11 protein-coding genes are annotated in these 13913 nt (G+C 52.7%); 10 read left to right on the top strand and 1 reads right to left on the bottom strand.

Translation table 11 applies throughout. The annotated features are described in order from the left end of the window. Window positions 1–68 precede the first annotated feature (68 nt). The 10 genes from FA92_RS11570 (at window position 69) to galE (ending at window position 12677) form a co-directional block, all read left to right on the top strand. Window positions 69–1205 (top strand): EpsG family protein, encoded by a 1137-nt coding sequence (locus FA92_RS11570; protein WP_013358463.1) that lies wholly within the window; start codon window positions 69–71, stop codon window positions 1203–1205. 128 nt (window positions 1206–1333) lie between these two features. After that, window positions 1334–2251 (top strand): glycosyltransferase, encoded by a 918-nt coding sequence (locus FA92_RS11565; protein ID WP_033784642.1) that lies wholly within the window; start codon window positions 1334–1336, stop codon window positions 2249–2251. Between the two features lie 69 nt (window positions 2252–2320). Beyond that, window positions 2321–3073: a glycosyltransferase family 2 protein gene (locus FA92_RS11560; RefSeq protein ID WP_033783661.1), complete on the top strand. Its 753-nt coding sequence runs from the start codon at window positions 2321–2323 to the stop codon at window positions 3071–3073. A gap of 46 nt (window positions 3074–3119) precedes the next feature. After that, a complete protein-coding gene (locus FA92_RS11555) occupies window positions 3120–4154 on the top strand; it encodes a glycosyltransferase (protein WP_033783660.1) in 1035 nt (344 codons plus the stop codon). Window positions 4155–4236: 82 nt separating this feature from the next. Further along, window positions 4237–6453, top strand: a complete 2217-nt coding sequence (locus tag FA92_RS11550; protein WP_033783659.1) for a phage tailspike protein — start codon at window positions 4237–4239, stop codon at window positions 6451–6453. A 159-nt stretch (window positions 6454–6612) separates the two neighbouring features. Then, window positions 6613–7875: a colanic acid biosynthesis pyruvyl transferase WcaK gene (gene wcaK / locus FA92_RS11545; RefSeq protein WP_013358458.1), complete on the top strand. Its 1263-nt coding sequence runs from the start codon at window positions 6613–6615 to the stop codon at window positions 7873–7875. A gap of 4 nt (window positions 7876–7879) precedes the next feature. After that, window positions 7880–9103, top strand: coding sequence for a glycosyltransferase (locus tag FA92_RS11540; RefSeq protein WP_033783658.1), 1224 nt, complete (start codon window positions 7880–7882; stop codon window positions 9101–9103). Continuing rightward, window positions 9100–10440: a lipopolysaccharide biosynthesis protein gene (locus FA92_RS11535; RefSeq protein WP_033783657.1), complete on the top strand. Its 1341-nt coding sequence runs from the start codon at window positions 9100–9102 to the stop codon at window positions 10438–10440. Before FA92_RS11540 ends, FA92_RS11535 begins: the two co-directional genes overlap by 4 nt. Before the next feature lie 278 nt (window positions 10441–10718). Continuing rightward, window positions 10719–11621, top strand: a complete 903-nt coding sequence (gene galF / locus FA92_RS11530) for a UTP--glucose-1-phosphate uridylyltransferase GalF (RefSeq protein WP_033783656.1) — start codon at window positions 10719–10721, stop codon at window positions 11619–11621. 42 nt (window positions 11622–11663) lie between these two features. Further along, entirely contained in the window at window positions 11664–12677 is a 1014-nt protein-coding gene (gene galE / locus FA92_RS11525) for a UDP-glucose 4-epimerase GalE (protein ID WP_033783655.1), read from the top strand. An 86-nt stretch (window positions 12678–12763) separates the two neighbouring features. On the opposite strand, the gene FA92_RS11520 is transcribed toward galE, so the two are convergent. Beyond that, the gene (locus FA92_RS11520) at window positions 12764–13912 is read right to left on the bottom strand and encodes an acyltransferase (protein ID WP_159053832.1); all 1149 of its coding nucleotides are present in this window, start codon (window positions 13910–13912) and stop codon (window positions 12764–12766) included. Window position 13913 lies beyond the last annotated feature (1 nt).

The raw sequence follows: 13913 nt of genomic DNA, 5'->3' as shown, positions 1-13913 counted from the left end.
AAGCCAGCCGGGAAGGCGAAGCGTCATTGTTGCTGGCATGAGAACTTGTGGAATTAAGGAATCACACCATGGCTCCCTATTGGTATGTATCAGGCTTTTTGCTGCTGCTTTCGCTGTTTGAAATAGCGCTGAAAAAAGACGAACGCACAAATCATATTTTGACCTGGCTGCTCTGTTTTGCTGCCGTTTTGCTGATTATCTTCGGGGGAATACGCGGTCTCGGCACCGGCATGGATGATTTTCAGTACCGGAGCTTCTTTGAGGACTTTGTAAGACGCATTGAAATTAACGGCTTCTTTAAAACCGTTGCGTTTTTCCGTTACGAACCGCTGATTTTTGCGATGGCCTGGCTCACCAGTCTGGTTTCGCACAATGCCAGCATCTTCCTGTTTGTTTTCTGTGCCACGGCTGTTTCCATCAATACCTGGTTTTTCAGGAAGATGTCACCCTATCCGGTGCTGGCACTGGTGCTCTATTCGGCCCACATCTTTATCAACAAAGACATTAACCAGATTCGCTTTGGCCTCAGTTCGGCGCTGTTCCTGGGCGTCCTGTGGTCGATCTATCTCAAGCGCTACTGGTGGGCGTTTACCTTCTTCATTCTGTCGTTCACGAGTCATAACACCGGTGTCATGGTCGTCACGCTGATACCGTTCCTGTTTATTCGTGACTGGCGCTGGTGGCCGGTCATTATCATCGTTGCCAGTCTGCCGCTATCTGTAGTGGGCGGTTCCAGCTTCATTGCTCTGATTGCCGGTCATCTGGGGTCGCTGGGGGAGAGGGCATCGGGCTACAACAATGACCCGTCCTATGCCATGGGTGGCAGCATCCTGGCCGTGTCGAACCTGAAGAACATTATGCTGGTGTTCGTCTTCTTCTACTTCATGCTGACCGACGAGCTGAAGCGCGAAAATTACGCCCAGTATCGCCTTAACTACCTGCTGATTTTAAGTTTTGCCATTGGTGGTGCGATCAGGATCTTCCTGTACAACTTCCCGTCCGGTTCGCGTCTGTCCAACTATCTGCAACAGGTCGAGCCGATCATCCTGACCTCGCTGATTTACCAGGCCAGACGATCGTGGAAGCCCGCGCTTTACGCCATGCTGGTCTTCTTCCTGCTCTATTACCTTTACTACAACACCATTTCGACCAAGCAGGCGGTTACCGGCTATGAAGTGGCGCGTGAGTTTTGGCTGGTCCACTAATTAACCCATCGATCGCCCCTGCGTGAAAAGATTCACACAGGGGCGATAGACGGTAAGCACACCGGTTTTTTGTCGATCCTTGTCGATTGAACGGATTATTTTTGAACTATTTTAATGAGGTGCTGGCAATGAAGGACATTCGCTTCTCCATCGTAATTCCGGCTTATAACGCGTCAGAATCGATTGTCACGACGCTGGATTGCGTTAAAGCACAAACGTATCGCAATTTCGAAGTCATCATCGTGGATGATAAATCTGCGGATGCCGCCGCGCTGGCGGAGGTGGTTCGCAGCGACCGCTACCAGGATCTCGACATCAATCTGGTGCTCTCTGAGGTTAAGCTCAACGGGGCCGGTGCGCGTAACAAAGGCATTGAGCTGGCGACCGGTGACTATGTCAGCTTCCTTGACGCCGATGATGAGTGGGCGGCAGATAAACTGCAGCAGGTGAGTGAAAAAATTACTCAGCTGGAAGCCCAGGGCAAACAGAACTTCGTCATTTTCAGCCAGGTGAACATTTATCAGGACGGCACGTTCCTGAAAGTGATGCCAATGCAGCCACCGGGCAAAAATGAAACCGTCGCCGAGTATCTGTTCGGCTGCTACGGCTTTATCCAGACCAGCACCATTGTGCTAAAGCGCGAAGATGCGGCGAAGATTCAGTTCGATACCCGTTACATCCGTCATCAGGATTATGATTTTTGCATTCGTGCCGACCGCATGGGCTATGACTTTGTGATGATCGCCGCGCCGCTGGCGAACTACCACCTGGTCACTAAGTTTGGCTCAAAACATAAAGGCGAATCGGTGAACTACTCGATGTTCTGGCTCGATAGCATGAAGCCGCATCTTACCCCGCGTGATATCCACACCTACAAAGCCTTTAAGCTGCCGCTGCGCTACAAAATGGATGGCAAGTCGCTGATGGCAAGCCTGAGCTTTGCGCGCTACTTCTTCCTCACCAACAAAGACAACCGTGCTTATTTTATGAACCGGGTTAAAGACAAGGTCAAAGCACGTTTCGGCGGTGAGAAAGCACTCTCCTGACGCGCGCCGCGCCTCGTTCTGCTCCTGACGCCAGGAGCACCTCTCTTTTCGTTTAATTCAGGGTTGAAGATGAATACTTCTGTTGGAACCGTTGGCATTGTCATGCCTATGTATAATGCACGTCAGACGGTATTACGCGCTGTGCAATCGGTTATCAATCAGCACTATACCGACTGGCACCTCTATCTGGTCAACGATAAGTCCACTGATGACTCGCTGGAGTTTGTGCGCGAGCATTGTCAGGATCCGCGCATTACCATTCTGGATAACGCGGTCAACATGGGCGCAGCAGAGGCCCGCAACGTCGGACTGCGCGCGGCGACTGAAGAGATTATCGCTTTTCTCGACAGCGACGATGAGTGGCATGCCGATAAGCTGAGCCAGCAGGTTGCGGCCATCGCGGCCGGTGATGATTTTGTGATTACCGAGTATCACTATAAAACCCGCAAAGCCGAGCACGACATTACCTACAGCAAACCGTACCTGCAGCAGGAAAACTTTGTGAAGAAGCAGTATCGCGTCTGCTTTTCTTCCGTCTGTTTCCGCCGTCCACCGCAGGGGCTTTTCTTCCAGCGCAAAGGCCACGAGGATTTCCTGTTTTTGTATGAATTATTCACCCGCTATAAGCAGGCACGCGTAATTCAGACGATTCTGGTCAACTATTACGAATTAGGCGATTCTCTTTCACGTAATAAGAACAAAGCCGCCCAGTGGCACCTTGAATTATTAAGAATTATCTATAAAAACAATCCTTTAAAAATCTATTACTATTACGCCTGGTATATGGTGAATGGTGTGCTGTTTACCCTTAAGCATCGTTAAGCCTGTCGGCAGGATTGTCTTTAAAATTTGAGGTGGATAGCGTTTCATGAAAAAAATTGTCCTGGTGATCAAAGATGCTTATTCGTATGCGGGCACTGAGAACATCTGTAACTTTATGTCAGAGTGTCTTGGCGAAACGCATGACGTCACCATCTACTCGCTGGAAGGCAGCGGTAAAACCTTTTATCCGTTTGAGCATGTCAGAGAGATCGTCAGCTTCGAAGGGCAGAGCAACCCGATTAAAAGCGCGGTAGCCCGCATCAATGAAGAGGGTTTCGATACCGTCTTCCTGATCAGCATGGGTCGCCTGAGCGTGATGTTCGCTTTCTGGAATCTGCTGGCCATGAAGAAGAAGCGGGGCAAAGCCTACGCCTGCGAACATATCGCCATTAACTCCTTCAGCAAACCGATCAAGTTCCTCAAGTTTCTGCTGCTGCGCTACTACGACCGCGTGATTGTTCTGACCGAAAAAGATCATCAGGTGTTCAGCCGCTGGCGCATTCCCAGCAAGCCAATCCCCAACCCGGTGGTATACAAAGGCTATCAGCGTCAGACCCGTCATCGTCAGGCACTGGCGGTGGGCCGTCTGGATAACCAGAAGGGCTTTGATCTGCTGCTGGATATCTGGCGCGACTTCGCCCGTACTCATGCTGACTGGACGCTGGTGATTGCCGGTGACGGCGAACTGCGTCAGCAGTTGCATGATCAGGCGGCCGTGCTGGGCATTACCGACAGCGTGAAGTTTGTCGGCAAGGTCAGCAATATCAATGACTACTATCGCGACAGCGACATGGCGCTGATGACGTCGCGCTATGAGGGTTTGCCACTGGTGCTGCTGGAAGCGAAATCCTGGTCACTGCCGGTGGTGGCGTATGACTGCCCAACCGGGCCACAGGAGATCATCAACCACGGTGACGATGGGTTCCTGGTGCCGATGAATGATAAAGCCACGTTTCTGGCCCGAATGGAGCAGCTTGCCACCGATGACGCGCTGTTCTATGCCATGAGTGAAAAAACGAAACAAACCGCGCTGAAATTCGACGGTAACCAGATTAAGCAAAGCTGGCTGTCATTGGTTTAACCGGAGCTGGAAAAGCTCACTTGCGACGTGCCTCAGGGACACCGCCATGGCCAATGGCCTTAATGACTACGGGAATTGATGCATGAAAAGAAGAGAAGTTTTACAGACCGCCGCCTCCGCTCTGGTGGGGGCTCTCTCCGTGAGCACCTTTTCCAGCTACGCTGCAAAAAGTAACGGCATTGCCCTGAAGCCGGTTGATGCAGCGGCTATCCCTAAGGGCGACGTGCCTATCCTGACGCCTGAGAATGTCTACGCCATGCCACCGCAGTTCTGGCAGGGCTTCGAGGGCAAACTCTGGATTGGTAAAGCGGGTGTGGATGCCAGCAAACCGGGTAACCAGATCCCGGTCTTCCTGCGTGATGCCAACGGTAAAGTGTCTGAGATTGCTCAGCCTATCACGCTCAACAAGGGCAACTTTGCCCAGTTTATTCAGGACAACGCTGCACTGATTGCCGATCCTTCGCATTCGATGACGGTCGAGGACAATGACGGTCAGACGCTGTTTAACATCGCCGATGTCAGCCGTCCGGGCGCCGCCGATTTCAGTCAGCGTCTGGCGCAGCCGGCGGGTTATCAGCTGATTGGTGAGATCCCGTCCGTAGCGGAGTTACGCAAAACCCGCCCGCTGTTTGAAGGGGCCAAGGTTAAGCTGAAAAGCTGGCATGAAGGACGGGAAGTGGGTGGCGGCGAGTTTGTCGGTAGCTTCCAGACCGTTCCGAATGATGGCGGCGTAAATTTTGCCGGTGAGGGCTTCTCCTGGCGTCGCGTAGTCGATGATTTTAACCGCCTGACGCTGTTTGATTTCGGTGCGATTGCCGATGGCAAAACCGATACTGCGCCCGCCATTATGGCAATGTTCAACTGGTCGCAGCAGGCTAACCAGCAGATCTGCGTCCAGTTCCCGGCCGGGACCTTCATGGTTTCCGCCTGTAACCTGGGCGACAAGTATCTCAACTTCTTCCGCATGTCCGGTGCGATGGTGAACTTCGGCTACTTCCCGGCGACCACGATCGTCTCGGATGGTAAGTCAGAGTTCGTCTTCCAGATGAACGCCCGTCGTGTCGAGCTTTCCAACCTGAATTTCAACGGCAACAGTGATAAGAGTCCGAACCAGCAGGGCTTTTTCCATAACAACTGTCCTGGCGGACAATATTTCCGGGGTGCCTGCCTGCGCTTTAACGCCGTTGGCGGCACGGCCATCAGCCTGCAGGATACCCTCGATTGTAAAATCGACCAGTGGTACGCCTCACGCTGCAGCGGCGATGTGATTAAATCGGGCTGGTCAGGTCAGAAGCAGGGCAAATGGGACCACAGTACCGCGATTGAGCTGTCAAACTTCAATGCGCAGTACTGCCGTGGCGGCAAAGTGCTTAATCTGCCGCGCTGCGGCCAGTCGATTATCCATAATGGCTGGATTGAACACTGTGATAATCCGGGCGACCTCTCTAACGGTCAGTGGATCGTTGATGCGCTGAGCCTGGAGGATTGTAAGAATCCGCTGATCGCGCACAACACCCGTCTGAATATGCGTCAGACCAGCCTGCAGTCGGGCAGCTGGATCGACAACTCCATGCAGGGCGACCGTCTGCTCAGCATCTGGGAGATGGGATCGACCCGCGTCGAGTCCTATGGTGTCGCGCTGGATGGCAGCCTGAAGTACAACTACATCACCTCGCGCTGGCGCTTAGAGAACAACACAAATCAGGAGACCTGGTTTGATCTCGGCAGCCTCTACTCACCGACGGTGGGTGATTCGTGGGAGATTGAAATCTTCGGTCAGTCGCAGTTCAGCAATGGCAGTGGCGATAAGCCGCTGATGAACCTGATTAGTGACAAGACCACCGGCGGTCGCGCAGTGATCCACGTACAGCGTAAGAAAGACCTGTCGGAAGCGAGCTGGTCGGCCGAAGGCAGCAGCCCGATTGTGGATGTGCGCTATGTGGCCGAGCATGACACCGATGTCCGTATCTTCGTCAAACTGGCGGGCTGGACGCCGTCGGCGGCCGTGCTGGTAAAAACAACCGGTAAAGATCGCTTTGTGACCGGTCGCTGTGCGCGGGTTAACGCGAAGATGGAGAAGGGTAATCCGCCATCGGGCGACGCGACCAAACGCGCGCCGCAGCGTTTCAGCCTGCATAACGGCAAAGCGGGCGTGGGTGCCAACGAGCAGGGCGATCTGCTGATGGCTTCCCGTCCGCTCTCCGCCGATCAGGTCGATACCAGCAAGCCGGAAGGCTTTGTTTCCGTGGTGATCAACGGTAAACAGGTTGCGCTGCCTTACTTCGCGATTAAGTCTTAACCCCCTTGTTTCAGGGCCGCCACAATGGAGGCGGCCGGTTTAACAGGAGCAGTCCCTTTGGGTACGTTATCCCGTAAAGCATTACTTTAAACAGAGTTCATTTTGCCCATTTCGGATCTGGGCGGCTTACAGAATTAAAAAAATTTATTCGGAGTTGTTATGAAAATTTTATTGGTGGGTAACCATACGTGTGGGAATCGCGGGGATGGCGCGATTCTTCGTGGACTGATCGATTCGATGAAGTCTGCACGCAGTGATTTAGACATTGATGTTATTAGCCGTTATCCAACCAGCTCCGGTTATCTGCTCCAGCAGGATATTCAGCAGGATGCGCTGTATCTGCACAACAGCAAATCAGGTAAAGGTCTGGTCGGTTCGTTTAAGCGTAAAGTGGCGAACCGTTTGATGCCCGATATCATGATGGCGCATCTGGGCAAGGGCGGGATCTTTAAGTCATTCTCTGTGCCGCCGCACCTGAAGGCCTTTACCGAAAGCCTGGCAAAATATGATGCGATTATTCAGGTTGGCGGATCCTTCTTCGTCGATCTCTATGGCGTGACACAGTTTGACCATGCGCTCTGTGCGCTGATGGCAAAAAAGCCGATCTACCTGATCGGCCACTCAGTGGGACCTTTCCAGAACCCGCGCGTCAATGCGCTGGCGAACTTTGTCTTTGATCGGGTCGACAGCCTGGTACTGCGTGAATCAGTCAGCCTTGATCTGATGAAGCGCGACGGCGTGACCAGCTCTAAAGTGGCGTCCGGTGTGGATACTGCATTCCTGGTACGTGCGCGTGAAGTCGAAAATCCGAGCCACAACCTGCGCTACTGGCAGGGCATTATCGATGGCCGTAAAACCATCGCGATCACCGTGCGTGAACTGGCACCGTTTGATAAACGTCTGGGCGTGACGCAGAAAGAGTATGAAGCCGCCTTTGGTCGGGTAATTAATGCGATGATTGCTGAAGGCTATCAGGTTGTGGCGTTCTCCACCTGTACCGGCATCGACAGCTATGCCAAAGATGACCGCATGGTGGCGCTGACGCTGCGTGACCACGTGGCACAGCCAGAACATTACCATGTCATCATGGACGAGTTTAATGACCTGGAACTGGGCATCCTGTTAAGTCACTGCCATCTGACTATCGGTACCCGCCTGCACTCGGCGATTATCTCCATGAACTTTGGCACCCCGGCTGTGGCGATCAACTATGAGCACAAGTCGATGGGTGTGATGAACCAGCTTGGTCTGCCGCAGATGGCAACCGATGTGAAAAGCCTGATGGACGGCTCGCTGATCGACAAGGTGAAAACCGTTCTTGCCGACTACGACAACATCAAGCTTAAGGTCGACACGGCCGTTGCGAATGAAAGGGAAATTGGCAACCGGATCACTGAAGAGATTCTCAAAGTATTAGGGTAATGTGATGAAACTGACTTTTTTCACCATGCGTTTCCCGGTTGCCTCTGAGACATTCGTACTAAATCAGGTGACCCATTTTATTGATGCCGGTTACGAGGTGGAGATTATTTCAGTCTTTCCCGGCGATTTAGTGAACCGGCATGCGGCGTTTGATGAGTATGGTCTGGCCGCGAAGACCCACTATCTGCTGCCGGAAGAGAAGATCTCAATTGTCGATAAGCTCAACCAGCGTATCAAGCTGGTGCTGCCAAAAGTGACGAAGCCGTCGCTGCTGCGTTCGCTGAATGTGCGCCGTTATGGCGCGCAGTCCAGCAAACTGCTGCTGCCGTCGATTGTGGCGAATGCTAAGCAGACCTTTACCGCAGATGTGTTTCTGGTGCATTTCGGCTATGCCGGTGCACTGGCGAACAAGCTACGAGAACTGGGTGTGCTTAAGGGTAAACAGGCGACCGTCTTTCACGGCGCTGATATCTCCCGTCGTCACATTCTGGAAGAGCACAAACTCGACTACGTGAATCTGTTCCGCCAGAGTGAGCTGATGCTGCCTATCAGCCATCTGTGGGAGAACAAGCTGATTGAGATGGGCTGCCCGCCGGAGAAAATTCACGTGACGCGTATGGGCATTGAGCCGGAGAAGTTTAACTTCCAGCCGCGCCAGGCGTTCCATACGCCGCTGCGTATCGTATCGGTGGCGCGTCTGACCGAGAAAAAAGGCCTGGATGTGGCGGTGAAAGCCAGCGCCATCCTGAAGCAGCGTGGCGGTCAGTTTCAGTACACCATTATTGGCAACGGCGATCAGGATGAGATGATGCGTGATTTCATCGCCCGCGAGGGGATGGAAGATTGTGTCAGCATGCCGGGCTTTAAGCCGCAGGAGGAAATCCGTCGTGCGCTGAGCCAGGCAGACATCTTCCTGCTGCCGTCCAAAACCGCCGCAGATGGCGATATGGAAGGGATCCCGGTCGCGCTGATGGAGGCGATGGCAGTCGGATTGCCGGTGGTCTCTACCTTCCACAGCGGCATTCCGGAGCTGATTGAGAACACCGTGTCTGGCTGGCTGGTGGAAGAGGACGATCCTGAAGCGCTGGCGGAAACGCTGCTGAAACTGTCTCAGGGTGAAGTGGATGTGGCGCCGGTCGTCGCAGCCGCACGTCACAAAGTTGAGACTGAATTTAATCAGCATATCGCCTATGGCGAACTGGCACAGATTCTGGAGCGACTGGTGTGAGTGGATTTAAGTCACAGGCGATTTGGCTGTTTGGCAGCACCTGCTTTTCCGCGGTGCTGCAGGTTGCACAGCTGAGCTTTCTCGCCCGCAAACTGGAAACCCACGAGCTGGGGCTGTTAGCCATCATCAACGCCATCCTGGCGGTGGCGGGTGTGCTGCAGGATATGGGGATGAGCAGTTATCTGGTGCATCGCCAGAACATTACCCGTCGTGAGCAGAGCACCATCTATTGGGTGAACGTCTCTCTCAGCCTGTGTACCGGGTTGATCATGTTGCTGATCGCCTTCCCGGTCTCCTGGTTCTATCACCTGCCGGAGCTGACCGGGCTGATCATGCTGACCAGCCTGAACTTCCTGGTGCTGGGTCATCTGTCGCAGTATCAGGCGCACTACATCAAAACCAAGCGGATGGTCTCGCTGGCGAAGATTGAGATGGGTACCAAGCTGTTTGCCTTCCTCTGTGTGGTCGCGATGCTGGAGTTCACGTCGCTGACGGTGGCGGCAGCGATTCTGGGTCTGTTCATCAACGCCTTTACCCGCATCCTCTGTATGATTGCGCTGGGTGAGAAGTCATGGCGTCCGACCTGGGAGTTCGACAAAGCGACCTTCTTCGGGGCGATTCGGTACGGCAGCTATCAGCTCGGTTCGCAGACCATTAACCAGCTGCGTACCCAGGCCGATGCGCTGGTGGTCGGTAAAGTCATGGGCGCAGAGATGCTGGGCGTTTACTCACTGGCGAAAGAGCTGGTGCTGCAACCGCTGAAGCTGGTCACGCCGGTGATTAACCGTCTGGCACTGCCGCGCTTTGCTGAGAAACAGCACGATGCCGAGCAACTGAAAAAGCTGTTCCTGAAAGGTACGCTGGGGATCATGCTGTTCAGCAGCGCCATGTATCTGGCTATTGGTATCTTCTCGCCGGTTATTGTGCGTGTGCTTTATGGCGCGTCACATGAGCAGGTCTATCACCTGATCCCGCTGATGCTGCTGTTTGGCATGCTGCGGCCAATGGGCGGACTGACCGGGGCGATTTCGCAGGCCAACGGACGCACTAACGTGGAGTTCTACTGGAACATCGTGGCGAGTATTGTGGTTCTGGCGGTGCTGGCGACCACCTTTATCTGGCCGAACGTGCTCTACGTCGCCCTGACGCTCTCTATCTCGCAGATCCTGATCTCGGCACTGGCGCATCCGTTCTTCATCAGGCCGGTGATTGGCATTCGGTTTATCCCGTATGCCCGGCAGTGGGTGGCAGTTTCGGTGGTATTTGTTGGCGTGATGATGCTGGTCAATCACTTTAATCTGTTCGTGATGCCAGAGTGGTTTGAAGGCTGGCTGTAATCACCACACAGATATATCAACGGGCGGCCTCAGGGTCGCCCGTTTTCATTTATGGCTGGTCTCAGCCCTGCAACGAAGAGTGCTCCGGATCACAGTGGCAATATTCGATTACTGATTGTCTTTGTTCAGTTTATGGTGTCGCTGGCAATGGGCAAAATGCCGAATTTCCAAGTTATGACAGAGAGTTACTGTCCGCTTTTCAGATAAAGATTATACTTGCTCTTCCGGCCGATCCTGCATAATCGACCCACATCTTCATTTTATTAAACGGAATAAATATGACCAAGCTTAAAGCAGTAATCCCGGTTGCGGGCCTCGGTATGCATATGCTCCCTGCGACTAAAGCCATTCCGAAAGAGATGCTGCCTGTCGTCGACAAACCGATGATCCAGTACATCATTGACGAGTGTGTTGCCGCAGGTATTAAAGAGATTGTGCTGGTCACGCATGCATCGAAAAATGCCGTTGAGAACCACTTCGACACCACCTATGAACTGGAAGCGCTGCTTGAAGCGCGCGTGAAGCGTCAGCTGCTGAGTGAAGTGCAGTCTATCTGCCCGCCAGGCGTCACCATCATGAACGTGCGCCAGGCGCAGCCGCTGGGTCTGGGTCACTCCATTCTCTGTGCCCGTCCGATGATCGGTGATAACCCTTTCGTTGTCGTGCTGCCGGACGTCCTGCTGGATGACTCTACCGCTGACCACATGCGTTATAACCTCGCAGCGATGGTTGCCCGTTTTGAAGAGACCGGCCACAGCCAGGTCCTGGCGCAGCATATGCCGGCGTCCGATCTCTCAGAGTACTCTGTGATCACCACGGACGAGCCGATCGATCACCCAGGCGACATCAGCACCATCACCGATTTCGTTGAGAAGCCTGAAGATACAGCCGGACTGAGCTCTGACCTGGCTGCGGTAGGCCGCTATGTCCTTTCTGCTGATATCTGGGCAGAACTGGAGCGCACTGAACCAGGCGCGTGGGGCCGTATCCAGCTGACAGATGCGATCGCCAGCCTGAGCAAGCATAAAACCGTTGATGTTTCGCTGCTGACCGGTCACAGTTTCGACTGCGGTCGTAAACTGGGTTACATGCAGGCGTTCGTCTCTTACGGACTGCGCAACAACGCGCAGGGTCGCGATTTCCGCGAAGCTATCCAGACGATTCTCGCAAAACAAAAGTAATTAAATCGCCGCGTCCTGCGCGGCAGATTGAAAGGAGCTCACATGGCAATTTTAGTAACGGGTGGAGCAGGCTATATCGGCTCCCATACGGTACTGGCGCTGTTGCAGCGCGGTGATGATGTTGTGGTTCTGGATAACCTCTGCAATGCCTCACGCGAAGCGATTAACCGCGTTGAGAAACTGGCGGGTAAAAAAGCGACCTTCGTTGAAGGCGATATCCGTGACCGTGCCTGTCTGCGTGACCTGTTTGCTGCTAACAGCATTTCAGCGGTGATCCATTTTGCAGCGCTTAAAGCCGTAGGTGAGTCGACCCGCATGCCGCTGGAGTACTACGAGAACAACGTCGCGGGCACCGTGGTGCTGCTGGAAGAGATGCGTAATGCCGGCGTGTGGAACTTTATCTTCAGCTCATCAGCGACCGTTTATGGCGCTGATGCGCCAGTTCCTTACGTTGAGACTACCCCAATCGGTGGCACGACCAGCCCTTACGGCACCTCAAAGCTGATGACCGAATTCGTCATGCGCGACTTCGCCAAAGCAGAACCGAAGTTTAAGGCGATTGCCCTGCGTTACTTCAACCCGGTTGGCGCACACGAGTCTGGCGAAATCGGTGAAGACCCGACCGGCATCCCGAACAACCTGCTGCCCTACATCGCGCAGGTCGCGATTGGTCGTCTGGAGAAGCTGGGCGTGTTTGGCGGCGATTACGATACGCCAGACGGTACCTGTCTGCGTGACTACATCCATGTGGTTGACCTGGCGGAAGGCCACCTGAAAGCGCTGGACCATCTGAGCAAAGTGGAAGGCTACACCGCCTTTAACCTGGGCGGCGGCAAAGGCTTCTCCGTGCTGGAGATGATCAAAGCGTTCGAGAAGGCTTCCGGCAAGGCGATTCCGTTTGAAATCAAGCTACGCCGTGACGGCGACCTGCCTGCGTTCTGGGCCGATGCGTCACTGGCGAACAGTGAGCTCGACTGGCGCGTGACGCGCGGCATCGATGAGATGATGCGTGATACGTGGAACTGGCAGAGCAAGAACCCGGATGGGTTTCGGTAGTTGAAAAAAAGGCGAACTCAGGTTCGCCTTTTTTATGCCATAAATTCATGGATGTTGCTGGGACGAGTGGCAATACCTGAAAATCATCAGGCGGCGACTTCATACTTGCGGGCTACTTTCCGGCCTTTATTTCGTAATGGCACTTCCAGGTAGCGATAGCTCAATTCAGATGAAATAAAAATCAGTCCTACAGCAATTATCGTCATCCACAGAGATCGCAGGTAGGAATCCCCAGCGGCAAAACCGTAATGAACCATGATACGTACTGTTGATTCCTGTACTAAATAGATCACAGGCATATGTGCCAGATAGATACTGTAGGATCGGGACGCAATCCAGCTCATTGTACGAGACACAATCCCTTCACTTTCGGGTGCCATAAAATAGCCTCTGTCCCAGGAAGCTATATAGACCAGCAATGCAGAAGTCAGTGCTAAAGAGCCGAATAGGTAAACAGAACCTTTGAATGCAGCTGGAATGGCGAAAAGCGAAAAAAGCAGGAAAAAATTCACCAGATAGCGTATATACCATTGCCCTAAAATAATGGGTTTGATTTTATTACCCAGCGACAGCTTCAGCATGGCTAAGAGAACACCAAAAATAAGGCCGTGATAGCGGAAGTTAGGACTCCAGTCACCTTGCTGAACAATATAGAGCAGGAAAACAGCGATGAGTGAGAATGTGATTACCTTCCAGCCCGTTCTCATGAAAAGAAGAATGAAAGGTGCTACAAAATAGAACTGCTCTTCCAGCGATAACGACCAGTAAGGGCCATAAGTTGGCAGGTAACCTTGCTCAAGAAGGTAACCGGAAAAAACATTGAATGAAAATGTAATAATGGTGATGCAATAAATAATATTATGCCTGAATTCTCCAAATGCGTGAGTAACATTATAGAAGGCTGAAAAAAACAGGACAACAAACATCCAGAACCATGATGCTGGCAGTAACCTGTATATTCTTTTAACAAAAAAAGGAATAATCGCGTGTCTGAATATTTGAGTAGCTGATTGTTTACTGTCCAGATGAGTGAGAAGATTAGTCGCAATCAGATAGCCAGAAATGGCAAAGAAAAGATCAACACCAGGCCAGAACTCAACGTACTTGTTGATATTTTGAAGTAATTGATGCTTGCTCCAGATATACAGGGTGGGCAAATGCTCAAGAAGAACAGCAATTATTGCAAAAAATCTCAGGTACTCAATTTCGATATTGAGTTTGCCTTTTTTTACCATA

Source organism: Pantoea sp. 9140, assembly GCF_000745295.1.
Taxonomy (GTDB): domain Bacteria; phylum Pseudomonadota; class Gammaproteobacteria; order Enterobacterales; family Enterobacteriaceae; genus Pantoea; species Pantoea vagans.
Note: the sequence above shows the minus strand (reverse complement) of the source record. Positions and strands in the feature narration are given on the sequence as shown.